Annotated in this window: 25 protein-coding genes and 1 tRNA gene; 15 read left to right on the top strand and 11 right to left on the bottom strand. The window is 70.1% G+C overall.

The window, feature by feature from the left end; translation table 11 throughout:
- The 3 genes from ACRC20_RS01165 (at position 1) to ACRC20_RS01175 (ending at position 3,346) form a co-directional block, all read left to right on the top strand.
- On the top strand, positions 1–1,389 hold the full coding sequence (locus tag ACRC20_RS01165; RefSeq protein WP_438684483.1) for a hemolysin family protein: 1,389 nt from the start codon (positions 1–3) through the stop codon (positions 1,387–1,389).
- Entirely contained in the window at positions 1,386–2,324 is a 939-nt protein-coding gene (gene era, locus ACRC20_RS01170; protein ID WP_438684484.1) for a GTPase Era, read from the top strand. The genes ACRC20_RS01165 and era overlap by 4 nt, the downstream gene beginning before the upstream one ends.
- Before the next feature lie 236 nt (positions 2,325–2,560).
- Positions 2,561–3,346 (top strand): RDD family protein, encoded by a 786-nt coding sequence (locus ACRC20_RS01175; RefSeq protein WP_438684485.1) that lies wholly within the window; start codon positions 2,561–2,563, stop codon positions 3,344–3,346.
- 42 nt (positions 3,347–3,388) lie between these two features.
- Here the strand turns inward: ACRC20_RS01175 and ACRC20_RS01180 are convergent, their stop codons facing one another.
- Positions 3,389–4,732, bottom strand: coding sequence for a nicotinate phosphoribosyltransferase (locus tag ACRC20_RS01180; protein WP_438684486.1), 1,344 nt, complete (start codon positions 4,730–4,732; stop codon positions 3,389–3,391).
- A 19-nt stretch (positions 4,733–4,751) separates the two neighbouring features.
- On the opposite strand from ACRC20_RS01180, the gene clpS reads away from it, so the two are divergent.
- From clpS to rdgB, 7 genes are all read left to right on the top strand, one after another.
- Complete coding sequence (clpS, locus tag ACRC20_RS01185) at positions 4,752–5,075, top strand: ATP-dependent Clp protease adapter ClpS (RefSeq protein ID WP_438684487.1); 324 nt, start codon at positions 4,752–4,754, stop codon at positions 5,073–5,075.
- A 145-nt stretch (positions 5,076–5,220) separates the two neighbouring features.
- Positions 5,221–5,811 carry a DUF2017 domain-containing protein gene (locus ACRC20_RS01190; RefSeq protein ID WP_438684488.1) on the top strand — a complete coding sequence of 197 codons (591 nt, stop codon included), beginning with the start codon at positions 5,221–5,223 and terminating at the stop codon, positions 5,809–5,811.
- Between the two features lie 20 nt (positions 5,812–5,831).
- Positions 5,832–6,881, top strand: a complete 1,050-nt coding sequence (locus ACRC20_RS01195; protein ID WP_438684489.1) for a P1 family peptidase — start codon at positions 5,832–5,834, stop codon at positions 6,879–6,881.
- Between the two features lie 49 nt (positions 6,882–6,930).
- Entirely contained in the window at positions 6,931–7,818 is an 888-nt protein-coding gene (gene murI / locus ACRC20_RS01200) for a glutamate racemase (protein ID WP_438684490.1), read from the top strand.
- An 18-nt stretch (positions 7,819–7,836) separates the two neighbouring features.
- The gene (locus ACRC20_RS01205) at positions 7,837–8,634 is read left to right on the top strand and encodes a cyclic nucleotide-degrading phosphodiesterase (RefSeq protein WP_438684491.1); all 798 of its coding nucleotides are present in this window, start codon (positions 7,837–7,839) and stop codon (positions 8,632–8,634) included.
- 24 nt (positions 8,635–8,658) lie between these two features.
- On the top strand, positions 8,659–9,444 hold the full coding sequence (rph, locus tag ACRC20_RS01210; protein WP_438684492.1) for a ribonuclease PH: 786 nt from the start codon (positions 8,659–8,661) through the stop codon (positions 9,442–9,444).
- A complete protein-coding gene (gene rdgB, locus ACRC20_RS01215; protein ID WP_438684493.1) occupies positions 9,437–10,042 on the top strand; it encodes an RdgB/HAM1 family non-canonical purine NTP pyrophosphatase in 606 nt (201 codons plus the stop codon). The genes rph and rdgB overlap by 8 nt, the downstream gene beginning before the upstream one ends.
- A gap of 9 nt (positions 10,043–10,051) precedes the next feature.
- Here rdgB and ACRC20_RS01220 read toward each other — a convergent pair whose 3' ends face one another.
- The 5 genes from ACRC20_RS01220 to ACRC20_RS01240 form a co-directional block, all read right to left on the bottom strand.
- Positions 10,052–10,720 (bottom strand): LpqN/LpqT family lipoprotein, encoded by a 669-nt coding sequence (locus ACRC20_RS01220; protein ID WP_438684494.1) that lies wholly within the window; start codon positions 10,718–10,720, stop codon positions 10,052–10,054.
- Positions 10,721–10,819: 99 nt separating this feature from the next.
- The gene (locus ACRC20_RS01225) at positions 10,820–11,191 is read right to left on the bottom strand and encodes a DUF3817 domain-containing protein (protein ID WP_438684495.1); all 372 of its coding nucleotides are present in this window, start codon (positions 11,189–11,191) and stop codon (positions 10,820–10,822) included.
- Entirely contained in the window at positions 11,188–11,598 is a 411-nt protein-coding gene (locus tag ACRC20_RS01230; protein ID WP_438684496.1) for an acetolactate synthase, read from the bottom strand. The genes ACRC20_RS01225 and ACRC20_RS01230 overlap by 4 nt, the downstream gene beginning before the upstream one ends.
- A 42-nt stretch (positions 11,599–11,640) precedes the next feature.
- Positions 11,641–11,721: transfer RNA gene (locus tag ACRC20_RS01235), tRNA-Leu, on the bottom strand.
- Between the two features lie 35 nt (positions 11,722–11,756).
- Complete coding sequence (locus tag ACRC20_RS01240) at positions 11,757–12,119, bottom strand: STAS/SEC14 domain-containing protein (RefSeq protein ID WP_438684497.1); 363 nt, start codon at positions 12,117–12,119, stop codon at positions 11,757–11,759.
- A gap of 114 nt (positions 12,120–12,233) precedes the next feature.
- Here ACRC20_RS01240 and ACRC20_RS01245 point away from each other — a divergent pair, with 114 nt between their 5' ends.
- On the top strand, positions 12,234–12,971 hold the full coding sequence (locus tag ACRC20_RS01245; protein ID WP_438684498.1) for an aspartate/glutamate racemase family protein: 738 nt from the start codon (positions 12,234–12,236) through the stop codon (positions 12,969–12,971).
- On the opposite strand, the gene ACRC20_RS01250 is transcribed toward ACRC20_RS01245, so the two are convergent.
- The 4 genes from ACRC20_RS01250 to ACRC20_RS01265 are packed head-to-tail and all read right to left on the bottom strand — an operon-like array spanning position 12,937 to position 18,898.
- Positions 12,937–14,145 carry a cytochrome P450 family protein gene (locus ACRC20_RS01250; RefSeq protein WP_438684499.1) on the bottom strand — a complete coding sequence of 403 codons (1,209 nt, stop codon included), beginning with the start codon at positions 14,143–14,145 and terminating at the stop codon, positions 12,937–12,939. The two genes, ACRC20_RS01245 and ACRC20_RS01250, sit on opposite strands and share 35 nt — an antisense overlap.
- A 31-nt stretch (positions 14,146–14,176) precedes the next feature.
- Entirely contained in the window at positions 14,177–15,055 is an 879-nt protein-coding gene (gene xdhC, locus ACRC20_RS01255) for a xanthine dehydrogenase accessory protein XdhC (protein ID WP_438684500.1), read from the bottom strand.
- Positions 15,048–17,423, bottom strand: a complete 2,376-nt coding sequence (gene xdhB / locus ACRC20_RS01260) for a xanthine dehydrogenase molybdopterin binding subunit (protein ID WP_438684501.1) — start codon at positions 17,421–17,423, stop codon at positions 15,048–15,050. The genes xdhC and xdhB overlap by 8 nt, the downstream gene beginning before the upstream one ends.
- Entirely contained in the window at positions 17,420–18,898 is a 1,479-nt protein-coding gene (locus tag ACRC20_RS01265; protein ID WP_438684502.1) for a xanthine dehydrogenase small subunit, read from the bottom strand. The genes xdhB and ACRC20_RS01265 overlap by 4 nt, the downstream gene beginning before the upstream one ends.
- Positions 18,899–19,146: 248 nt before the next feature.
- Between ACRC20_RS01265 and ACRC20_RS01270 the strand changes: the two genes are divergently transcribed.
- Positions 19,147–19,857: a hypothetical protein gene (locus ACRC20_RS01270; RefSeq protein WP_438684503.1), complete on the top strand. Its 711-nt coding sequence runs from the start codon at positions 19,147–19,149 to the stop codon at positions 19,855–19,857.
- A gap of 57 nt (positions 19,858–19,914) precedes the next feature.
- On the opposite strand, the gene ACRC20_RS01275 is transcribed toward ACRC20_RS01270, so the two are convergent.
- Positions 19,915–20,631: a haloacid dehalogenase type II gene (locus ACRC20_RS01275; RefSeq protein WP_438684504.1), complete on the bottom strand. Its 717-nt coding sequence runs from the start codon at positions 20,629–20,631 to the stop codon at positions 19,915–19,917.
- Positions 20,632–20,699: 68 nt separating this feature from the next.
- Between ACRC20_RS01275 and ACRC20_RS01280 the strand changes: the two genes are divergently transcribed.
- The 3 genes from ACRC20_RS01280 (at position 20,700) to ACRC20_RS01290 (ending at position 23,953) form a co-directional block, all read left to right on the top strand.
- Positions 20,700–21,227 carry a mycothiol transferase gene (locus ACRC20_RS01280; RefSeq protein WP_438684505.1) on the top strand — a complete coding sequence of 176 codons (528 nt, stop codon included), beginning with the start codon at positions 20,700–20,702 and terminating at the stop codon, positions 21,225–21,227.
- A 77-nt stretch (positions 21,228–21,304) separates the two neighbouring features.
- Positions 21,305–23,272, top strand: coding sequence for an ArnT family glycosyltransferase (locus tag ACRC20_RS01285; protein WP_438684506.1), 1,968 nt, complete (start codon positions 21,305–21,307; stop codon positions 23,270–23,272).
- Between the two features lie 9 nt (positions 23,273–23,281).
- Positions 23,282–23,953: a nitroreductase family protein gene (locus ACRC20_RS01290; RefSeq protein ID WP_438684507.1), complete on the top strand. Its 672-nt coding sequence runs from the start codon at positions 23,282–23,284 to the stop codon at positions 23,951–23,953.
- Positions 23,954–23,975 lie beyond the last annotated feature (22 nt).

Consider the following 23,975-nt stretch of genomic DNA (forward strand, 5'->3'; position numbering starts at 1 on the left):
GTGAGCGTTTCCGACTCCCTCGCCTCTGTTGTCGGCCCCGCCCTCGGAGGACTTGGGTGCGCCTGCCTCGCGGGCGTGTTCGCGAGCCTGGACGCGGCGGTCAACTCCATCTCGGCGGCGCGGGTCGAGGACCTCGCGGACGGGGAGCGCCCCGGCGCGGCGCGCCTGTTGCCGATCATCGCGGACCGCGCGCGGTACGTGAACCTGCTCGTGCTGCTGCGCCTGGCGTTCGAGATCACCGCGACTGCGCTCGTCGTCTCCGTGTCCAGGGAGTTTTTCAGCTTCGGCGCGAGCCTCGCGATCGCGACGACAGTGATGGTCCTGGTCAGCTACGTGCTCATCGGGGTGGGGCCCCGCACGGTCGGCCGCCAGCACGCCTACGAGATCGCGATCGCCGCCGCGATCCCGCTGCGGATCATCGGCAGGCTCCTCGGGCCCCTGTCGAAGCTCCTCATCCTCCTCGGCAACGCGCTCACCCCCGGGAAAGGCTTCCGCGAGGGACCGTTCGCCTCGGAGATCGAGCTGCGCGAGCTCGTCGACTTGGCGCAGGAGCGAGGCGTGGTGGACGACGAGGAGCGCCGGATGATCCAGTCGGTCTTCGAGCTCGGCGACACCACGGCGAGAGAGATCATGGTGCCCCGCCCGGACATGGTCTGGATCGAGGCGGACAAGACTGCGGCGCAGGCGCTCACCCTCGCCGTGCGCAGCGGCCATTCGAGGATCCCGGTCATCGGCGAGACCGTTGACGACGTGGTCGGGGTCGCCTATCTCAAGGACCTGGTGGAGCACACGGTGCAGAGCGCGAACGGGGGGCTTGTCGGCAAAGACGGCCAGACGACCCCGGTCTCCGAGTTCATGCGTCCCGCAGCCTTCGTCCCGGACTCCAAGCCGCTCGACAAGCTTTTGGAGGAGATGCAGCGCACCCGCAACCACATGGCGCTCTTGGTGGACGAGTACGGCGGCATCGCCGGGCTCGTCACGATCGAGGACGTGCTCGAAGAGATCGTGGGCGAGATCGTGGACGAGTACGACGAGAACGAGGTCGCGCCGGTCGACCAGATCGGCGACGACGAGTACCGGGTGTCCGCGCGGGTGCACCTGGAGGACCTCGGGGAGCTCGTCGGCGTGGAGCTGGACGAGGAAGAGGTGGACACCGTCGGCGGGCTGCTCGCGCTGCGGCTCGGCCGGGTGCCGCTGCCGGGCGCGACAGTGCGGACGGACGGCCTGGAGCTGGTCGCCGAAGGCGGCCCCGACGCCCGGGGCAGGCTGCGGATCACCACAATCTTGGTGCGCAAGCTCGACGTCGCGGCTCCTGACCAGGAGCACAAGGACAGCGAACACAAGGACAGCGAACACAAGGAAAGAGCGCAGAAGGAGGCCATCGCGTGACGGCTGGACCTGTCAGTTTCGACGGCGCGGCGAGACGGGGAGGCCCGGACGGGTTCCGCTCGGGCTTCGTCTGCTTCGCGGGAAGGCCCAACGTCGGCAAGTCCTCGCTCATCAACGCGCTCGTCGGCGAGGAGGTGATGATCACCTCCGCCCATCCGCAGACCACCCGTCGCGCCGTGCGGGCGATCTTGAACGCCCCCGAGCACCAGCTCGTCATTGTCGACACCCCCGGCGTGCACCGGCCGCGCACCGCGTTGTCCGAGCGTCTCAACGACACGGCGGCGGCGGCGTTCGCGGAGGTGGACGTGGTCGGGTTCTGCGTCCCAGCGGACGAGGACATCGGGCCGGGGGACCGGTTCATCCTCGACCAGGTGCGCCGCGAGGCCCCGAAGGCGAAGGTCGTCGGGATCGTCACCAAGATCGACAAACGCGGCAGGGAGCGGACGGCGGAGCAGCTTTTGCAGCTCTCGGAGCTGCTGGGCCCAGGCCACGAGGTTGTGCCGGTCTCCCGGCAGTCGCCCGAGCAACTGGCGGCGCTCGCGGAGCTGCTCGTCGGCCTCGTGCCCGAGGGGCCGCCGTGGTATCCGACGGACCAGGTGGTCGACGACTCGGACGAGGCAAGGGTGGCGGAGCTGATCCGGGAGGCGGCGCTGGGCAGGCTGCGCGAGGAGCTGCCGCACTCGGTCATGGTGGTCGTCGAGGAGACCGAGCGCAAGAAAGACCTCTGGGTCGTGTACGCGTCCGTGTTCGTGGAGCGCTCCAGCCAGAAAGCGATCGTGATCGGCGCGAGGGGCTCTGTGCTCCGGGAGATCGGCATCGCGGCGCGCTCGCGCGTCGAAGCAGCTTTCGGGACGCGCGTCCATTTGGACTTGCGGGTGAAGGTGGCCAAAGACTGGCAGCGCGACCCCAAACAGCTCGACCGCTTCGGTTTTTGATTCCCGGGGTCGGCGCAGTGATCCGCTGCGTTGTCGGCTCCTCGTGTACGCGCTCGTTCCTCGCTATCTCGGCACTCCCCCGCAAGCGGGAGGTACCCCCAGTCGTCGCCTGCCGCCTTGCGCCTCATCTACGCCGGACTCCCCGGGAACTGCCGACCTCGTTCTGGTGCGACCGGTTTGATACAGTTCTGGTGATATCGGGCGGACAGGCCCAGGAGGCGTAGGAGGTCAAGCGCGTGAGCGACCCGTTCGAGCAGATGCGGATCCCGCGAGAGCAGGGCGCGACTCCCTCGACGGCCCCTGCCAGGCCTCCCGCGCCGCCGCAGCAGGCCCCGGTCCAGCCCGCGCCGCCGCAAGGCCGCAGGCTCGCCGAGTCCGCCCCGCCCGCCCCGTTGCCCGGTCCTTCGGACGACCCGTTCGAGCAGATGCGGATCCGCCCCGAGGCCATGCAGCCGCAGCAACCAGTGCGGCGGGCCGCCGAGTCCGCGCCGCACGGCGGGGCGCCTGCGGGAGCCCCGCCGCAGGAGAAATCGAAGACCCTCCTTGCCGACGTGCCGCATCTGCGCACCTACTCCGGCTCCGCCACGCTCGGAGTCCGGCTCCTCGCGCGCGCCATCGACGTCGTTTTCGTGGCGGCGATCGCGGTCGGGATCTGGTTCCTGGCCGCGTATCTCCTCGAAGGAAAGCTCGTCCTGGATTTCAGCGTGCCGGGCTATCTCGCGTTCGCGCTCGTCTTCGTCGCGTTGAACCTGTTGTACGAGGCCGCGTGCTCGCAGTTCGGCGGCAGCACGATCGGCCGCGCGATCTTCAAGCTCCATGTGGTGCAGTACAACACCGGCGAGCTGATGGACACGAACACCTCCCTCGTCCGGCAGGTGCTGCCGTCGTTGGCGCTGCTGGTCCCGTACGCGGGAGCGCTGCTCGCCCCGCTCACCTATCTCTCCGCGCTCTGGGACCCCACCCGCCTCAAGCGCGACTGGACCGACCGGCTCACCGAGACCACCTGGGTCCGCCGGGTCTAGCGTCCGAAGCCGCCGGGACAGGGATGCTGTTTCGGCGCAGGCTCACCGCACGTGGCGCACGGTGAGCGCAGGGTCGCCGGGGGAGAGCGAGAGGCCTTCCCACGGGAGCCGCACGAGCCCCTCCGCGACGCGGGCGCGGGCTTGGCCGAGCTCTTCGAGCGAGACCACTTCGCCATCGCGCACGAGGGGGACCTGCAACGGCTCGACGGTCAGCCCGGCCTCGTCCGCCTGCGGAGCATCGCGGGACGCGCTGGTGAGCTCTTCGACGTAGACGCCGGAGGGCCGGGAGACCCGCCAGGCGGTCTTGGCGCCGCCGACGGTCTGCTTGCTGGCCGAGCGTTTCGCCACGGGCACGTCCTCGACTTCGACCAGCTTGTACACCATCCCCGCCGTTGGCGCGCCGGACCCTGCGACGAGGGAGGTGCCGACCCCGAAGACGTCGATGGGCTCGGCCCGCAGGGCGGCGATGAGGTATTCGTCGAGATCGCCGGAGACGACGATCTTCGCCCCGGGCGCGCCGAGCGAGTCCAGCTGCGCGCGGACTTTTCGAGCCATGACGCCGAGGTCTCCGGAGTCGATCCGCACCGCGCCTAGCGCCGGGCCTGCGGCGGCGACGGCGTTCTCCACCCCGGTCGCGATGTCGTAGGTGTCCACGAGGAGCGTCGTGCCCGGGCCGAGGGCGGCGACTTGTGCTTTGAAGGCTCCCAGCTCGTCCGGCCCCGCGCCCGTGGTGTGCAGGAGGGTGAAGGCGTGCGCGGAGGTGCCGGTCGTCGGGATGCCGTACCGGCGGGCGGCGGAGAGGTTCGACGTCGCGGCGAAACCGGCGATCCAGGCCGCTCGGGCGCTCGCAACGGCAGCCTGCTCGTGCGTGCGCCGCGAGCCCATCTCCACGAGGGTCCGGTCTCCGCTCGCGCCCGCCATCCTCGCGGCCGCGGCGGCGATGGCGCTGTCGTGGTTGAACACGGAGAGGACCAGTGTCTCCAGGATGACGCATTCGGCGAAACTGCCCCGGACCGTGAGGACCGGCGAATTCGGGAAGTACAGCTCGCCTTCGGGGTATCCGTCGACGTCGCCCCCGAACCGGAAGCCTTGCAGCCACGCGAGCGTCTGCGCGTTGAGGAACGGCTCCACCACGGCCAGCTCCGCCTCGCCGAACCGGAATTCCGCCAGCGCTTCGAGGAACCGCCCGGTTCCGGCCACGACGCCGTAGCGCCTGCCCTCGGGGAGCCTGCGGGCGAAGACCTCGAAGACACAGGCCCGCTCCGCCGAGCCGTCGGCCAGCGCGGCCTGCAGCATCGTCAACTCGTAGTGGTCGGTGAACAGGGCGGTGCTGGGTGCTGCGCCTCCCGCGAGCGCGGTGGGCGGGGCATCGACGGGCTTCGTCATAGTCGATTACCCTAGAAGAGTGAGAAACGCGGCGACGCAGACCCCCGTGCGGGAGGCTCCTGTCCGGCCCCCGGCCGAGGAGCACGTGTCCGGGGGCGCTGTCGCGCCGGACCTGCCGTGGATGACGATCGTCTGGGACGACCCCGTGAACCTCATGCGCTACGTGACGTACGTGTTCCAGACGGTGTTCGGCTACAGCGAGGCCAAAGCGACCGAGCTCATGCTGCAAGTGCACAACGACGGCAAGGCGGTCGTCTCCTCCGGCTCGCGGGAAAAAGTCGAGACCGATGTCGTGAAGCTGCATCAGGCAGGTCTCTGGGCAACTATGCAGCAAGGCAAATAGATTATGGCCCCCAGACAGCGATCTGCTTCGTTGCTCCGCTCCTCGCGTACCGTCGCTCGTTCCTCGCTTCTTTCGTACGCCACGTCGCGGTGCGCCTGGCATCTCGTCTGCCTGGATGACCATAAGCGTCGGCAAGGGAGCGTGTATGGCGAGAGGTGAGATCCGGGTCGGCCCGTGGCGGCGGACCGGCTCGGGCGACGGGCAGCGGATCAGCGTCCGGTTCGCCGAGCACGAGCTGCAGGTGCTCCGGACCCTGTCCCGGTCGGTCCTCGGCTGGTTCGCCGAGCGCAGGCAGAGCGAGCCGTCCGACGAGCTGAGCGAGCTCACGGGCATCCGAACCGGCCACACCGAACCGCCGACGGGGATCGCGATGCGACGGCTGCTGCCGGATATGCACCGCCCGGACGAGACGGACGGCACGGCCGAGTCGCACGAGCTCAACTCGGCGATGCGCGGCCTCCACGAGCCCGACGTGCTGGAGGCGAAGGAAGGCGCGGGACGGGTCTTCCTGCACAGCTTGCCCGAGCACGCGGGGGAGCTGGTCCTCACGCTGGACGACGCGAAGTCCTGGGTCGCGGCGTTGAACGACCTGCGGTTGACGCTCGGCTCGATCCTCGACATCGCCCCGGACACGCCGGACCAGCTCCCAGCTGGGCATCCCCACGCGGCGCAGCTCGGGGTCTACCACTGGCTCACTGTCCTCCAAGAGTCTTTGCTCATCGCATTGACCCGCTGACGGCGGCGTAGGCTCGTCCTATGGCAGAGAGCGTTGCGGGCGACCGGATCACCGACGTCTCCGGTGTCCTGGTCGGCCACCACCAGCGCATCGATTTGGACTCCGGCTGGGCCACCGGGACCACGGCGGTGCTCGTCCCCGAGGGCGCGGTCGCCGCGGTCGACGTGCGGGGCGGGGCTCCGGGCACACGCGAGACGGACGCGCTGTCGCCCGGCAAGTCCGTGACGAAGGCCCACGCCGTCGTCCTCTCCGGCGGGAGCGCCTACGGGCTCGCCACGGCGGACGGCGCGATGCGGTGGCTCGAAGAGCGCGGCCACGGGGTCACCGGGCCGAGTTGGGGCGGGGTGGTGCCGATCGTGCCTGCCGCCGTGCTCTTCGACCTGCCGTTCGGAGCGTGGTCGGCCCGCCCGGACTCGCAGTTCGGCTACCTCGCGGCCGAGGCCGCGGGCGCGGAGTTCGCCACGGGTGTGGCAGGCGCGGGGACCGGGGCGACGGCAGGACAGCTCAAAGGCGGGATCGGCACAGCGAGCACGGTGGTGCGCAAAGGCCTCGCGCGGGGCGCGCGGGTTGGCGCGATCATGGCGGTGAACTCGTCGGGCTCGGTGTACGACCCGGAGACCGGCAGGCTGTGGGGCGAATCGGCGTTCCCGGTGGCGAAGCGGACGTTCCCCGCGTTGCCGGAGGAGGCGTTGGTCATGCTCGCGGAACGGGAACGGGCCAAAGCGGAGCAGCTGCCGATCGGGTTCAACACGACCATCGGGGTGGTCGCGACCGACGCGGCGCTCACCCGTGAGGCTTGTTTGCGCCTCGCGGGGGCGGCGCAGGACGGGTTGGCCCGCGCCGTGCGCCCGGCGCACGGGCCGTTCGACGGCGACGTGGTCTTCGCGCTGTCGACGAAGGACGAGCCACGGCCGTTCGACCCGCTCTTGGAGCTGTCCGCGCTCAGCGAGCTGTGCGAAGCCGCCGCGATATGCGTGGAACGGGCGATCGTCGACGCGGTCGTCTCGGCGGCCTCGCTCGGCGGATACCCCTCCCACAGCAGTCTGGCTCTTCCAAAAAACCTCGGATGAACAGCGAGTTCCCGCGTTCTGCCCGCAGTTTCTGCTAAGCTTGCCACCTATGCGCCGCCCTCCGTCCCGCCAGCAGGCGGTGGAGGCGCAGCAGCGTGCCGAAGCTCCGATCGGGGTTTTCGACTCCGGAGTCGGCGGCCTCACCGTCGCGCGGGCTGTCGCGGATCTGCTGCCGAACGAGGAAATGCTCTACGTCGCGGACTCGGCGCACCAGCCGTACGGGCCCCAGTCGATCGCCCAAGTCCGCAGGCACGCGTTGGCCGTTTTGGACTCCCTGGTCGACGAGGGGGTGAAGATGCTCGTCATCGCGTGCAACTCGGCTTCGGTCGCCTGCCTCGCCGACGCGCGCGAGCGCTACTCGGTCCCGGTGGTGGAAGTGGTGCTCCCCGCCGTCCGCAGCGCCCTCGCCGCGACGCGCACCGGGCGGATCGGCGTGATCGGCACGAGGATCACCATCGCCTCCCGCGCCTACGAGGACTCGTTCGCCGCAGTCGCCCCGAACACGAGCATCGCCTCCGCGCCGTGCCCGGAGTTCGTGGACTTCATCGAGCGCGGCGTGGTCTCGGGGCCTCGGCTTGAGGCGTTGGCGCGCGAATACCTCGCCCCGCTCAAAGCCGCCGATGTGGACGTGCTCGTGCTCGGCTGCACCCATTACCCGTTGCTCGCCGACTTGATCGGCGAAGTCATGGGCCCGCAAGTGCGGCTGGTGTCTCCGTCGGAGGAGACCGCGAAAGACGTCGCGCGGATCCTCGCCGCCGAGCGGACGGCCCAATCCGGGTCGGGGGAGCCTGCCGCGGTGCGCGTGGCGCAGACCGGGAAGTCGGAGCAATTGTTCCAGTGGGCCGACAAGCTCCTCGGCGACAGGCTCCTGCTGCCCGAGCAGTCCGGCGCGGACGGCGCGCGGTCGGACTGGACCCGCCGCGCGGCGGTTGGATGACCGTGGGAAGATAGTCAGGTGCGTCTCACTGTTCTCGGGTGCTCCGGCAGTGTCACGGGTCCGGATTCGCCGGCCTCTGGCTATTTGGTGACGGCTCCGGACGCCCCTCCGCTGGTTGTGGATTTCGGCGGCGGCGTGCTCGGCGCTTTGCAGCGCCACGCCAATCCGAACGATGTGACCGTCCTTTTGTCGCACCTGCACGCCGACCACTGCTTGGACGTGCCGGGGCTTTTGGTGTGGCGGCGCTACGGGCCCGAGCCCGCGGCCGAGCGCGCCTTGCTCTACGGGCCAGAGGACGCGGCGTTGCGGCTCGGCACAGCCTCCGCCGAAGTCGGCGGGGAGTGCGACGACGTCTCCGACACATTGGAGGTGCGCGGATGGGTCGATCGCGAGCCGGTGAAGTTCGGGGAGCTTTCGGTGACTCCGTTCAAAGTCTTCCACCCGCCGCAGTCGTACGGGCTGCGCGTCGTGGACTCCGCCGGAGCGGTGCTGGCCTACAGCGGCGACACCGGGGCGTGCTCGGCGGTCGAGGAGCTGGCGCAGGGGGCGGACGTGTTCCTCTGCGAGGCTTCGTGGACCCATGACCCGGGGAACAGGCCGGTGGGGGTGCACCTTTCCGGCACGGAGGCAGGAGAGGTCGCCCGGCGCGCAGGCGTGGGCCAGCTCCTGCTCACCCACATCCCGCCGTGGACTTCGCGGGAGGACGTGCTGGCCGAAGCGCGCGCGGCGTTCGACGGCCCAGTGCGCGCGGTGAACGCCTCGGAGAGCTTCGACGTGGTCAAGAGCGGCAGCGCCGTGCGCCGTCAGACCAGCTGAGCGCGACCCGATAGGGTGGTAGGCATGACCACACGCCTCGACGGACGTCTCGACGACGACATGCGCCCAGTGAAGATCACCCGCGGATTCACCAGCAACCCTCCGGGCTCTGTGCTGGTGGAGTTCGGGCAGACCAGGGTGTTCTGCGCGGCCAGTGTCGCCGAAGGCGTGCCCCGGTGGCGCAAAGGCACGGGGGAGGGCTGGCTCACCGCGGAATACGCGATGCTGCCTGCGGCCACGGGCACCCGGAACGACCGCGAGTCCGTGAAAGGCAAGCTGGGCGGGCGCACGCAAGAGATCAGCAGGCTCATCGGCCGGTCGCTGCGGGCCTGTATCGACCTCTCCGCGCTCGGCGAGAACACCATCGCGGTGGACTGCGACGTCCTGCAGGCGGACGGAGGAACCCGGACCGCCGCGATCACGGGGGCTTTCGTGGCGCTCTCGGACGCCGTGACCTGGCTCGCGGCGACCGGGCGGCTGGCCGACCCGCAGCCGATCTCCTGCGCCATCGCCGCGGTGTCGGTGGGGATCGTGGACGGACGCGTGCGCTTGGACCTGCCCTACGAGGAGGACTCTCGGGCAGAGGTCGACATGAACGTCGTCGCGACCGACACAGGCACTTTGGTGGAGGTGCAGGGCACTGCGGAAGGCGCGACCTTCCACCGCAAGACGCTCGACAAATTGCTCGACCTCGCGTTCGCGGGCATCGAGCAGCTCGTGGTGGCGCAGCGCGAGGCGCTCGCCCTGCCGTACCCGGGGACGTTGCCCGAGCGGCCCTCGGGCAACAAGAAGAAAGCCTTCGGTGGCTGATCTGCTGGTTGCGTCGGGGAACGCGAAAAAGCTCGCCGAGCTGCGCCGGATTTTGGCGAGGGCAGGCGTCGACGGGCTTGCGGTGCTCGGCCTGGACGATGTCGCCCCCTACGAGCTGCCCGCCGAGACGGGGACGAGTTTCGAAGAGAACGCCCTGATCAAGGCTCGTGCGGGAGCGCTCGCGAGCGGTTTGCCGACGCTCGCCGACGACTCCGGTTTCGCGGTCGACGTGCTTTCCGGCATGCCGGGGGTGCTTTCCGCGCGGTGGGCGGGATCGAGGGCGAGCGACGAGGCGAACCGGGAGCTCGTGCTCGAGCAGATACGGGACTTCGCGCCGGAAAAGCGCAGGGCGAGGTTCGTCTCCGTCTGCGCGCTGGTCGTTCCGGACGGCGAGGAAATCCTCACGCGAGGGGAGTGGGCGGGCATTGTCGCGCTGGAGGCTTCGGGCTCCGGCGGATTCGGCTACGACCCGGTCTTCCTGCCGGACGACGCGCCAGGGCGAACCGCCGCGCAGCTCGCCCCCGAGGAGAAGGACGCGCTGAGCCATCGTGGCGCGGCGCTCGCCCGCATGCTGCCGCATTTCGCGGCGCTGGCCTGACCGAGGCGGTCAGCTGCCGAAGCTCATGCCGCTGTCGAGGCCGAGCAGGTCGTCGCGCATGTTCTGCCAGTTGTCGGTGCCGCACACGATGGCGCTCTTCGTCATGTACGTCGTGGACGAGGACGGGTCCTGCACAAAGGTGAAGCGCAGGATCTCGACGACCCGGCTGCCTTGTTTCGTCGTGACGGTCACGATGCCGACCGTCGAAGGATTGCCCTGATAGGGGGTGTCGTTCGACGTCTGGATGTTGCCCGCTTCGGCGATGGAGTTCTTCGCGGAGGCGAGCAGGCCCTCGGGAGGGGGGGTCTTCGACAGCTGGTAGACGTCCACGGTCATGAACGCGTAGACGGCGTCGCTCCCCTCGGCGGGCAGTTCGAAAGCCACCTGCTGGGAGACTCCCTCTGGCTTGCTCGGCTTCCAGCCGTTCGGCATCGGCACAGTGACGGTCAGGCCCTGTCCCGCCGGGACGGGGGCGATGGCGACTCCGTTCTGCCGCAGGTAGTCGCCGAGCGTGCCGCCAGACGCGCCCGAGCCGCCCGCCGATTGCTCCTTCGGCGTGGAGGCCGGGGCGTCCACGCCGATGTTCGTGATCTGCGGGTCATGCACGAAATCTGTGTTGTTCTGCGGCAACGACGCTCTGCCCCGGATTGTTTGGGCGCACGCCACAGTTGTGATCATGCCGAGGCTGAGCAGCACAACGGCAGACCCAAGCCGAAACCTGCTGCCCGGAAGAGAAGAACGTCGCGCCCTCATGGCAGCCATGATCGCATACCCGCCTCAGGCCCCGGCATGGGCGAGGGATGCGCGGATCTCGCGGGTGCGCTGGCGCTCGACGACGAAGGAGAGGAACGGCACGGTGCCCGCGATGAGCGTGATGAGCGTGCGTTTGATGTCGAGCCGGGCCTTGAGGGAGAGGTCGAGCGCGGTGATGAGGTAGATGAAGTAGAACCAGCCGTGCGCGGTTCCGATGTACTTCGTCCAATTCGGCCGCTCGCCGCCGATATAGAAAACGACGAGGAGGTGGTAGACGACCTCGGCGGTGAGCAGGAGCAGCCACGCGCCGGTCGTCCAGGCCATGATCTGGTACCGGCGCAAGGCGCTCAGGATCTGGGCCGGGGTGTGTCGACTCGGGGTGCGGGGCTCGGTCATCTGCTGTTCCTCTCGACGGGTTTGGCTTGCTCGGCGAGCTCGGCGAGCATGGCGTTGTACGCGACCCGCCCACGATACTGCGCTCCGTCGAGCTGGTCGGACCGCGCGGGCTCGGGCAGGGGCGGCATGGCGGCGGACTCGTGCGGGGCGGCGGACATGTCGCGCCCGCTCTGGGATTCGCGCAGCAAGCCGAAGAAACGCAGATAGCCGTAGACGAAGAAGACCGCGAAGAGCGGCCATTGGAGGGCGTAGCCGAGGTTCTGGAAGCTCCCGCCAGACTCGTGGAACCGGTTCCACTGCCACCAGCCGAGCAGCAGGCAGGCCGTGCTCGCGAGAAGGGAGAGCAGGAGCATCGCCGGGCTATGGGCGGAGCGCTCGTGCTCAGGCTTCTCGTCGGACTCGGGCATAGCACCACTGTACTGGCAGCCAGCGCGAACGAGGCGAAAGAGTGCGTGAGGCGGGACTCGAACCCGCACGTCCAGGACACCAGAACCTAAATCTGGCGCGTATACCAATTTCGCCACTCACGCGTGCTTCTCAAGGCTAACGCACGCGCGCAAGTCGTTCAGCCCGCGATCCACTGCTCGGCAGCCTCGACTTGGCCTGCCGGGAAACGCTTGAACTCGGGCGACACCACGTGCGGCATGACTCGCTCGGCGATCTTCCCGAACGCGGAATCGGTCACGACGGCGATCTTCCGCACCTGCTTGTGGTGGCTTCGGACGAAACGGAAATGGGCGACCAGCGCGCCGAAGCTGTCCCAGCCGGGGAACGAGGCGACTTCGACGACGACGCCCGCGAGACGCCCTGCCGCCTCGATCTTCGGGTCGACGGCCTGTGCGAGCTCGGCGAAGTCGTCCTTGCTGAACCGGGACCGGGGCCGAACGACAACGATCGAGCGGGCCTCGTCGAATGCATGCTCAATCATGCTGCGCTCCTTTCGCGCATCGCCCCTCCGTCCAACCTCTAGATTACTCTTCCGCGCGGCGCGACGGGGCGCGACCAGAGCGCCCCGTGCCGCGCGGACCCCTAGAATCGCCCCATGCGCGTCGTCGTGATGAACTGCAACACTTCCGAGTCGATGACCGAGGCCATCGGCGCACAGGCCCGCGCCGCCGCGCGCCCGGACGTCGAGGTCCTCGCCCTCCAACCGCTCTGGGGGCCCGAGTCCGCAGAGGGGTACTACGACAGTTTCGTGACCGCTGCCGCAGTGCTCGACCGGCTGCACACCCTCGATTTCCCGTTCGACGCCCTGGTCATGGCGGGCTTCGGCGAGCATGGCAGGGAAGGGGCGCGCGAGCTGCTCGACGTGCCGGTCGTGGATATCACCGAAGCCGCCGCCCAGTTCGCGATGCTCCTCGGGCGCTCGTACGGCGTGGTGACCACGTTGGCCAGGGCGACAGGGCAGATCGAGGACAGCTTGCGCCTCGCGGGCCTGTTCGACCGGTGCTCTGGGGTTGTCGCGGCCGATCTCGGCGTGCTCGAGCTCGAAGGGGAGTCCGCGGTCGAGACGGTGGTGGCCGCCGCGCGCCGGGCGGTCGGCCAAGGCGCGGAGGCGCTTGTGCTGGGCTGCGCGGGCATGGCCGCGTTGGCCGAAGCGGTGTCGAGCCGGGTGGACGTGCCGGTCGTGGACGGAGTCGCCGCTGCGGTGAAACTCGCCGAATCCCTCGTCGACCTCGGTCTCACGACGAGCAAACGGGGCAGCTACGCCCCGCCGCGCGAGAAACGCAGGACGGGCTGGCCGGTCAGCGGGCAGGCGACAGCCGGACGGGCAGGCTGAGCCTGCCTCGGATGAAGCTGGGCCGCCATTGCGGCTTCTCCTCGGCGACCGAGAGCTCCGGGAAGGCGCGGAACAGCTCCCGGACGGCGACCTCGCCCTCGATGCGGGCGAGGGCCGCCCCGACGCAGAAGTGGATCCCGTGGCCGAACGCGAGATGCCCCGCGGTCGCCCGGTCCGGGTCGAACCGGTCCGGGTCGGGGAATTTCGCCGGGTCGCGGTTCGCGGCCGAGAGCCCGACGAAGACGAGCTCGCCTGCGGGGATCTCCACATCGCCGAGAACTGTGGCGGTCTTGGTGTGCCGCAGCGTCGCCACGCTCGCGGGCCCGTCGAACCGCAGGGTCTCCTCGACGACGGCGGAGGCGACATCCGGATCCGCGATGACGCGGGCGCGCAAGGCGGGGTCTGCGGCGACGATGGCCGTCGCGGTCGAGATGAGGTTCACGGTGGTCTCGTGTCCGGCGATGAGCAGAATGATGATCAGCGAGAACAGCTCTTCGTCGCTCAGCTTGTCGCTGTCGTCGCGGGCGGCGATGAGCTCGTCGAGCAGGTCGCCCGGCCCTGGCTCGGCTCGTTTCGCCGCGACGAGCTCTCCGACGAAATCGCGGAAGTCCGTGCTGGCCGCCGCGACCGCGTCAGATTGGTCCGGGCTCTGGTGGTCCATGATCTGCCTGCTCCACGAGCTGAACCTGTCCCGGTCCTTTTCCGGCACCCCGAGAAGCTCCGAGATCATGGCGATGGGCAGCGGATAGGCGTATCGGGGCACGAGGTCGACGGCCCCGGCCTCGGCGCGGAGCCCGTCGATAAGGCCCGCGACGATCTCCTCCACCCGGGGGCGCAGTTTCGCGCTGGCCTGCGCGGTGAACGCTTTGGTGGCGAGTTTGCGCAGCCTGGTGTGGTCGGGCGGATCGAGGCCCAAGAGCGCGGGGCGGATCGGCTCGGGCGAGTGCGGCCTGCCCAGTTGGTCGTCGATGAGCTCGATCCGCTCGGCGAGGTCTTTGCTGAAAGCGGGGTCGGACAGCGCGTGCCTGGCGGCCGCGTAGTCGATGATGAGCCACGCGGTGATCCCCGCAGGCGTTCTGATCTTGTGCACGGGCCCGTCGGCCCGCAGGCTTTCGTACGTCGGCCACGGGTCGGCGACGAAGTCGGGGGTGACGGCGATCGTTTTGTAAGGCATGCGCCTTACTTTACCTGATGCTTGCTGAGGGCTAACTGATGAGCGCCTGAGAGCTCTCTGAGATGTGCTCGGCCCGTTGGAAGGCTCGCAGCAGGTCCGCCGCCACGCTCACCGCGATGGTCGCGGGCTCTTTGCCGGTGATGTCGGCGAGCCCGATCGGCGTGGTGATCCTGCCGATGCTCGCCGAGTCGTGTCCGCCCTCCTCGGCGAGGATTTTGCGGAACCTCGCCCATTTCGCCGCAGAGCCGATCAACCCGATCGTGGCGAACCCGTCTCGACGCAGTGCGGCGTCGCACAGCGCGGCGTCCTCGGCGTGGTCGTGGGTCATGATGAGGACATGGCAGCCCGGCGGCAGCTCGTCGAGCGCCGCCTCCGGCAGCACCGGCGCGTGATGCGCGTGGACGCGGGCGACCGAGTCGGCGAGGACGCTCAGCCGTTCCTCGGCGAGCTGCTCGGCCCTGGTGTCGACCAAATAGAGGTCAAGGTCGTGGCGCGCGAGGATCCGGGCGAGCTCCAGCCCCACGTGCCCGAGGCCGAAGATCGCGACGGCTGGCGGCACGGGCAGCGGTTCGAGGAGGACGGTCGCCGTGCCGCCGCAGCACTGCACGCCGTGCTCGTGCGAGGCCCGGTCGCTGAGCGCGAACTCGACGAGCTCGGGCTGCCCGCATGGCCCGTCGAGCATCGCGCGCGCCCGGTCGGCCATGGCCGCTTCGAGGCTGCCGCCGCCGATCGACCCCCAGGTCTCGCGGGCGCCGACCACCATCTTGGCCCCGGCGGCCCGAGGGGCGTGGCCCCGCACCTTGGCCAGGGTGACGAGCACGCCGGGCTGGCGGCGCTCCCGCAGTCGCGCCGCCGCGCCGAGCCAGCCGTTCTCGGGCGAGCCCGGCTCGGGCCGCGCCGCGTCAGACATGGCTGAGCCCCGTGTCCAGGTCTGCGGTCCTGGCTCGGGGCGCTCGCGCGTCGCACAGCGCCCAGTACACGGCCTCGGGGGTCGCGGGGGAGGGCAGGCACACCGAGACGGGCCCGTCCGCGAAGGCCGCGGCCGCCTGGCGCAGCGCCTCGCGGACCGAGAAGGCCAGCATGAGGGGCGGCTCGCCGACGGCTTTCGACCCGTAGACGACGCCTTCCTCTGTCGCGTTCTCCAACAGCGCGACGTTGAACACTTCGGGCATTTCGGAGAAGCTCGGCAGTTTGTACGTGCTCGCGGCTTGGGTCGCCAGCCTTCCCCTCGTCGGTCCCTCCCCGCAGTCCCAGCGAAGGTCTTCCAAGGTCAACCAGCCCGCGCCCTGGACGAAGCCGCCTTCGATCTGCCCGAGGTCGATGAGCGGCGAGAGGCTGTCGCCCACGTCGTGCGCGATGTCGACCCGGAGCAGGCGGTAGGCCCCGGTGAAGCCGTCCACCTCGACCTCGGCGGCAGCGGCGCCGTAGGCGAAGTACTTGAACGGCGAGCCCTGCATTGCCGCGGCGTCCCAATGCAGCCCCTCGGTCCGGTAGAAACCGGAGGCGGAGAGCTGGACGCGCTGCAGGTACGCCGCCCGCGCGAGCTCGGGCCAGGAGATCCCCGCGTCCTTGGAGCCGAGCACGCGGGCGAAGCCGTCCGCGATCCTGACGTCGGCCGCGTTCGCGCCGAGCTGCGTCGCCGCGACGGCGAGCAGGCGCGCCCGCAGCTGCTCGCAGGCGTCCTTGACGGCGGCTCCGTTGAGGTCCGCGCCGGAGCTCGCCGCCGTGGCCGAGGTGTTGGGCACCTTGTCGGTGCGGGTCGGCGCGAGCCGGATCCACCGCAGCGGCACGCCCAGCGTCGTCGCGGCGACCTGCAGCATCTTGGTGTGCAGGCCCTGGCCCATCTCGGTGCCGCCGTGGTTGACCAGGACCGAGCCGTCCTTGTAGACCAGGACCAGCGCCCCCGCCTGGTTGAACGCGGTCAGGTTGAACGAGATCCCGAACTTCACCGGGGTCACCGCGAGGGCGCGTTTCACGTGCTGGCTGGACGCGTTGAACACGGCGATCTCGCGTTGGCGCTCGGCCACCTGCCCGCTTTGGAGCACCTGGTCCCAGGCGCGCGCGATCCGTTCCGGATGGCGGACGGGCTGCCCGTACGGGGTGCTGTGGCCTTCCGCGTAGAAGTTGCGTCTGCGCAGCTCGGCGGGGTCGACGCCCAAGAGCGGCGCGCACCTGCCGAGGACGTCCTCGATCACGAGCATGCCCTGCGGCCCGCCGAAGCCCCGGAAGGCCGTGCTGGAAGCCTTGTTCGTCTTCGCGATCCGCCCGCGCACGTGGACGTTCGGGATCCAGTAGGCGTTGTCGATGTGGCAGAGCGCCCTGGCCAGCACCGGCTCGGAGAGGTCGAGGCTCCAGCCGCCGTCGGCGGTGAGGTCCGCCTCGAGCGCCTGCAAGCGGCCATGCGCGTCGAACCCGACCCGCCAGGCGGCGTGGAAGCCGTGGCGCTTGCCGGTCATCGTCATGTCCTGGGCCCGGTCGAGCCGGACCCGCACCGGCCTGCCGGTGAGCGTCGCGCCGAGCGCGGCGACGGCGGCGTACCCGTGCGGCTGCATCTCTTTGCCGCCGAAGCCGCCGCCCATCCGAAGGCATTGGACGGTGACCTCGTGGTTTTTCAGGCCAAGCACGTGGGCGACGATTTCCTGCGTCTCGGAAGGGTGCTGCGTGCTCGACTGGACGAAGATTTGGCCGTACTCGTCGACCTGGGCGAGCGCCGCGTTCGTCTCGAGGTAGAAGTGCTCCTGGCCCGCGAATTCGAATTCGCCATCGAAGACGTGCGCGGACGACGCGAAGCCCGACTCGACGTCGCCCCGGCGCAGCGTCGGCCGCGCGCCTTGGAAGCTGTCCGCCGCGACGGCCTCGGCGATGGTGACCAGCGCGGGCAGCGGCCGCGCGTCGACTTCGACGGCGAGCGCGCCGAGGCGGGCCGCTTCGAGCGTCTCGCCGAGCACCCAGCAGACCGCGTGCCCGTGGAACATGATCTCGTCCTGCGGGAAGAGCGGCTCGTCGTGTTTCACGCCCGCGTCGTTCACCCCTGGCACGTCTGCGGCGGAGAGCACCCGGACCACGCCGGGAACCCGCAGCGCGGGCTCGGTCCGGACCGCGACGATCCGCGCCCGCGCGTGCGCGGTCTGCACCGGGTAGGCATGCAGCACGTCTTTGGTCCGGCACACCAGGTCGTCCGTGTAGAGGGCTGCTCCGGTGACATGCAGGGCCGCGCTCTCGTGCGCCGTCGCGACACCGACGGCGGCATGCTCGGGACGCTTCGACAACGCGCTCACCGGACCGCCTCCTGCGCGCTCTCGGCGTATTGCTTGAGCAGGGTCTGCTCCAGCATGGCCGCCCGGTAGCGGGCGCTGGCCCGGTGGTCGTCCATCGGCGTGCCCTCCTCGCGCAAGAGCCGCGCGGCCTCCTGGACGGCGGCGAGCGACCAAGGCCCGCCTTCGAGGGCCGACTCCGCCCGGAACGCCCGGATCGGCGTCGCCGCGACGCCGCCGAGGCCGATCCGCGCTTTGCGCACCGTCCCGTCCGCGATGTCGAGCGCGAACGCCGCCGCGACTGAGGAGATGTCGTCGAAACGCCGTTTGGCGATTTTGTGGAAGCCGGTGGCGGGGGAGAGCGGCAACGGCAGGCGCACAGCGCGGATCAGCTCGTCGGGCCGCCGCACGCTCTGCCGGTAGCCGGTGAAGTAGTCGGCGAGCGCCACCTCGCGCTCCTGCTCCGGCCCGTCCCCGTCGCCGGCCCGCACGAGGACGAGCGCCGCGTCGAGCGCGAGCAGGGCGGGGGCGCCGTCTCCGATGGGCGAGCCGGTGCCGAGGTTGCCGCCGAGCGTCGCGCTGTTGCGGATCAGGCGCGAGGCGAACTGCGGGAGCATCTGCGCGAGGAGCGGCACAGTCCCGCCGAGCCGGCGTTCGATCTCGGTGAGGGTCGCCGCCGCGCCGATCTCCACGCGATCAGCCCCGACGGCGACCGAGCGGAGCTCGGGCAGTCGGTCGACGGCGATCGCGTAGCCGGGGCGCTTGCCTCGGAGGTTGACCTCCACGCCGATATCGGTCGAGCCCGCGACCACGGTCGCCGACGGATGCTCGCGCATGAGGCGCAGCGCCTCGCGAAGGCTCTCCGGCCGGACGAAAACGCTGCCGTCGTGCTCGACATGGGTCGCCCTGGCCTGCGGCGGCGGCGTCGAGCGGCGTTTCGCCATCGGGTCGTCGGGGCCGGGCTCCCCGACGGCGAACGCGGCGTCGCGGATCGGGCGGTACCCGGTGCAGCGGCAGAGGTTCCCGCTGAGCGCGTGCAGGTCGAAACCGTTCGGCCCGACGGTCCCGCCGTGGTCGCCGCAGGTCTGCGGCGCGCAGCCGGTGCTCCGGTCGGTCCGATAGAACTCGGCGGCCATGCTGCAGACGAAGCCGGGCGTGCAGTAGCCGCATTGCGAGCCGCCTCGGGCCGCCAGCTCGTGCTGCACGGGGTGCAGGGCGGCGGGGGAGCCGAGCCCCTCGGCGGTGACGACCTCCTGGCCGTCGAGCGCGAGCGCGGGGACCAGGCAGGCGTTCACCGCCGTCCACTCGGCGCCCTCGCGAGCGCCGGGCCTGGCCACCAGGATCGCGCAGGCCCCGCATTCCCCCTCCGCGCAGCCCTCCTTGGCTCCGGTGAGCCCGCGCTCCCGGATGAAGTCCAAGGCCGTGATGTGCGGCGCGTCGACGGGGATCGGCGTGATCTTCCCGTTGACGGTGATGCTTGGCCCGGTCAGATCGGTCATGGTGCTATCGAGGGTACGCCGTTGCTGTTTCGGAGAAGTTTCCGCAGTCCAGCAGTCTCGCGAGCATGGCGGCACGGGCGGTGCGCGGTTTTGCGAGGTGCTTGCGCAGCCGCGATCCCTGCCGCATACTGTTGCGTAGAGCACATTGAGATGATTTCTATCTTCTGTTTCACATAGGAAAGGTTGTGGTGTCAGTGATCAGGCTTTTCGCCCTGAGTTCCGCATGTTTGACCACTTTTGTGGCGCCTGTGCCCATTGCGGCTGCCGATGTTCTGGCCCCGGCGACCGAGTCGAGCCCGCCGGGCGCGACGAGGCCGGTGACGGCGGGAACGGAGACAACAGGGCCGGCGCAGAGGAGGTTCGACGACGCCATCGCGCAGGTCATGTTCTCCGGCCCGCTCGCGGACGTGGCAGAGACGGGCGACGACCGGACGGACGCGCCGCTGAGCTCTGCGGAACTGCTGCAGGACTGGGCGGATTCGGTGGAGCAGGGCGCGCGCCGGGCCCAGGACGGGGTCGAGGGCGCCGTCCGAGGGGCGGGGGCTGTTGGCGGCATGCTCGTCGGCCTGACGATCGGCGGTTCGATCGGCGCGATCTTCGGCCCGCTGGGCTGGCTCATCGGCGCGCCGATCGGCTTGGGCATCGGAGCCGCAGGCGGAGCTGTCGCGGCCCAGAACGCGATGGACGGCGCGAAGCACGACGCCCAGACGCTCGCGGACGATATGGCCGACGCCGTGAACGACGGCCTTGAGCGGCTGGCCGCCGTCCGGTCGGCGGAGCAGCGCGAGACGGGGAAGAAACCGCAGCCGCTCCCCGCGCTTCCTCGGGTTCCGGGCCTGCCGGAGCTTCCCGTGCTGCCGCAGGCCCAAGAGCTGGCGGGCCTCGCGGTCCCGCCGGTCCGGGTGTTGCCCGCGCTGCCGCCGCTCGGGAAGCTCCCCGTCCTTCCCGTCCAGCGCTGAATCAGGCCGAGGCTGCTTGGGCGGCCGTTGTCCTGCCAATGGCGCAACAGCGATGGTTCAGCAGCCCAGTACGGCCGCGAGTTCGGCGAAGTCCTCTGCGACGACCGTGAACGCCGGATCGGGGACGAGGTCCGGGTTCCCGTCCGGCCCGAACTCCAAGGGCCGGGGGACGAAGGCCGTCTGGAAGCCGAGCGCTCCCGCCGCGCGCAGGTCGTACTGGTGGCAGGCGACGAGCATGATCTCCTCGGGCGCGAGGGAGAGCCAGGTCGCCGCGGTTCGGTAGACGACCGGGTCGGGTTTGAACGCCTGGCACATCTGCGCGGAGAAGAGCACGTCGAAGGGCATGCCCCCCGCCTTCGCGGTGCGCACGACGGCGGGGGTGTCCGCGTTGGACAACGTGCCGAGGACATGGCGCCCCTTCAGCCGCGCCAGTCCGGGAACGACGTCCGGCCACGGCGGCTGCTCCTCCCAGGCGAGGACCAGCGCGCGGCGGTCCGCCTCGCCGAAGCCTTCGATCCCGCGCTCGGCGAGCAGCGTTTCCAGGGCTTGGGCGTACACCCCGCGCACACTGGTCCAGGCGGGCGCGGACATGCCCGAGCTGTCGTTGCCGAGCGCCCGCATATACCCCCGCCGCCAGTCCGCGACGAACGAGCCCCAGTCCACGCGGGGATGGCGACCGGCGTCGACCCGGCGCACCGCCGAGGCCATGGCGGTGAAGAAATCTGTGCAGGTGCCCTGCAAATCGAAGAGGAGGGCCTGTGGAGTCGCAGCCATGGCCCGATCATACGAGGCGGCGGGCCTTGGCCGGGGTTGTTGTCGCCCGATTTCATGAGAATCAGGGCATGAGCGAGAGCGCCAAGACCCTGCTGCAAGACGCCTACCACAGGATCCGCGAGCACGTTCGGAGCGTGACGGAGGGCCTGCGCGACGAGGTGCTGCTGTGGCGGCCCACCCCGGCCTCGAACTCCATCGGCTGGCTCCTCTGGCACGCGGCCAGGGTGCAGGACGACCATGTCGCGCAGATCGCGGGCGTCGAGCAGGTGTGGACGAGGGAAGGCTTCTACGGGCGGTTCGAGCTTCCGTACCCGCCCGCTGCGCACGGCTACGGGCAGACCTCCGAGGAAGTGGGCCAGTTCCGGGGCGCTGCGGCCCTGTTGGACGAGTACCAGAACCGAGTGCACGTCATGGTGCTCGAATACCTCGACACGATCACCGACGCGGAGCTCTCCCGGATCGTGGACACCAGCTGGGACCCGCCGGTGACCGCGAGCGTCCGATTGGTGAGCGTCTTCGACGACTGCGCCCAGCATCTCGGCCAAGCCGCCTATCTGCGCGGGATCGTCGGGGACTGGTCCTCGCCCGAGGGATGACGCGGGTTCGAGCGGATTCCCCGGATCGTCGGCGGTTTCGAAGCTTTTTCTCAGCTTGTTCGCGTTGACTGATCTCTATGACAACAAGGTTGACTCGCGATGCGTCTGCGAGCAGGTCGGAGGCGCTCCGTGCCTGGGCGCACGAGCATCGCGAGGGAGTGCAGCTCGCGGCGGCGCTCGTCGTGTTCGCGGCGATCCAGCTCTGGGACATCACGATCAACGGCATGTCCAACGACTTCTACGCCTCGGCGGTGCTGTCGGGGAGCCAGAGCTGGGAGGCGTGGTTCTTCGGCAGCTTCGACCCGCAGAACTTCATCACCGTCGACAAGCCTGCGGGCGGCATGTGGCTCATGGGCCTGTCGGCGCGGGTCTTCGGGTTCTCCAGCGCGAGCATGCTCGTCCCGCAAGCGCTCCTCGGCGTGGCGAGCGCCTGGCTCCTCTACGCCTCGGTCCGCAGGCTGACGAGCCACGCCGCGGGCCTGGTCGCGATCGCGGTCTTCGCGGCGACCCCGATCGCGACGGTGATGTTCCGCGACAACAACCCGGACGCGGCGATGGTGTTCGGCATGATGGTCGGCGCGTACGGCACGACCCGCGCGCTCGGCGCCCAGCGGCAGCAGGCGGCGGTCGCCTGGTTGGCGCTCGCCGGGGCCGGGGTGGGCTTCGCCTTCCTCGCGAAGACGTTCCAGGGACTGATGACGCTGCCTGCGCTCGGCCTGGTGTACCTGCTCGCCGAGAAGTTCGACCTCAAGCGCCGGATCGCGCATCTGGCCGTCGGCGCGGCGGCGGCTGTGGCCAGCTCTGGCTGGTGGTTTCTCGCAGTGGCGCTCACGCCTGCGGCGAGCAGGCCCTTCGTCGGCGGCTCCACGTCGAATAGCGAGCTGGAGCTCGCGCTGGGCAGCAACGGCTTCAACCGCCTCCTCGGCGGGGGACGGTACGGCGAGGGCGGCGGGCCGGGCTTCGCGGGGCCGCCGAGCCTGTGGCGGGTGTTCGAGGACTCCCAGGGCCTGCACGTCGCTTGGCTGATCCCCACGGCGCTGCTCGCGCTGGCCTTGGGGTTCCTCGCGTGCCGGGGCAATGGCTCCAGGTCCAACCCGGTCTGGCTGGCGTTGGTCCTGTGGGGCGGCTGGCTGGTCTCGAACTATCTGGTTTTGACCTACATGCAGGCCGCGTTCCACCCGTACTACGTCTTCGTGCTCGCACCGCCGATCGCCGCAGTCGTCGGGATCGGCTCGTGGCTCTTGTGGCAGCGCCGCTCGGAGCGGCTCGGCCGATGGGGGGCCGCTGCGCTTGTCGTGGTCTCGGGTGTGACGGCGTGGTCGCTTTTGGGCAGGCACGCGGACTGGTTGCCGCCGCTGCGCTGGGCGCTGCTCGGCGGCGCGGTCCTCGTGGCCGCCGTGCTCGCGTCCGGCCGGGCCGTGCGCGACAGGCGGGCGCAGGCCGCAGTCGCGGTCGCGGCGCTCGTGTTCGGCCTCGGCGGGTCCGCCGCCGTCGCCTTGGAGAACGTCGTGGTGCCGAAAGTCCCCGGCGGGATGCCGCTGCCCGGCCCGAACTGGGCGGACGGACCGCTCGCGCATTTTGGGAATAAGCCCGGTGGGAATAAGCCCGGCGGCAGGCATGACGCTCCGGCTCCCGCGCGGCTGCACGACATGCTGCGCTCCGCGAACACGCGTTGGGCAGCCGCGGTCTCGGCCTCGTTCGGCGCGGACTCCTTCATCCTGGAGGACAAGGTCGCGGTGATGGCGATCGGCGGATTCGGCGGCAGGGACGAGCCGATCACGCTCGACCAATTCGTCTCGTTGGCGCAGGGCGGCAAGGTGCGCTACTACCTGGCGCAGCCCGACGATGAGGCTCAGCCTGATGAGAAAGGCCCGCCTGCGCAGCCGGGGCAGCCGGGAACCGCGCCGCCGCGCCCGCAAGCCGCTCCTGACGACAAGAAAGACTCGCTTGTCGACAAGGTCGAGGCATGGGTCAAAGCGCACTACTCGCCCGAGCAGGTCGGCGACTTCGTCGTTTACGACCTTGCCGCCCCGAGACGTGGCTAGAGTGGGGGCATGACCCAAAACGACCCGTCCGCGCTCCCCGACACCGGCCCTATCGACTGGGCGCTGTCCACGACCCGGTCGGTGCGCAAACGCCTCGATTTCGACCGTCCGGTGCCCAAAGAGGTCGTGGTCGAGGCGCTGCGGCTCGCCGTGCAGGCCCCGACCGGCTCCAACGCCCAAGGCTGGCAGTGGATCGTGGTCGAGGACCAGGCGAAGAAGGACGCGATCGCCGAGCTGTACCGGAAGTCGTGGGCCGAATACGCGGGCGGGCGCAACCCCGAGGAGATCCCCGGCCAACAGGGCAGGGTCGTCAGCAGCGCCCAGTATTTGGCAGACAATCTGCAGCGGGCCCCGCTCTTCGTGATTCCGACGATCAAGGCCGACGTGCCGGTGCGCGACCTGCCCGACGGGTCGCTCGCCGCCTTCTACGGGTCCATCATCCCTGCCGCGTGGAGCTTCCTGCTCGCGCTGCGCTCGCGCGGCCTCGGCAGCGTTTGGACCACCTTGCACCTGTTCCACGAGGCCGAGACGCGGCAGATCCTCGGAATACCGGAGAACGTCGTGCAGGTCGCGCTGCTGCCGGTGGCGTACACCGTCGGGACGGACTTCAAACCAGCGAAGCGAGCCGTTCCGGTGGAGGCCATCACCCACTGGGACAGCTGGGGCAGCACCTTGGCGTGATAGCAGAGCCGCCGCCTCCTGG

The sequence above is a fragment of the Segniliparus sp. genome, from assembly GCF_051660745.1.
Classification (GTDB): domain Bacteria; phylum Actinomycetota; class Actinomycetes; order Mycobacteriales; family Mycobacteriaceae; genus Segniliparus.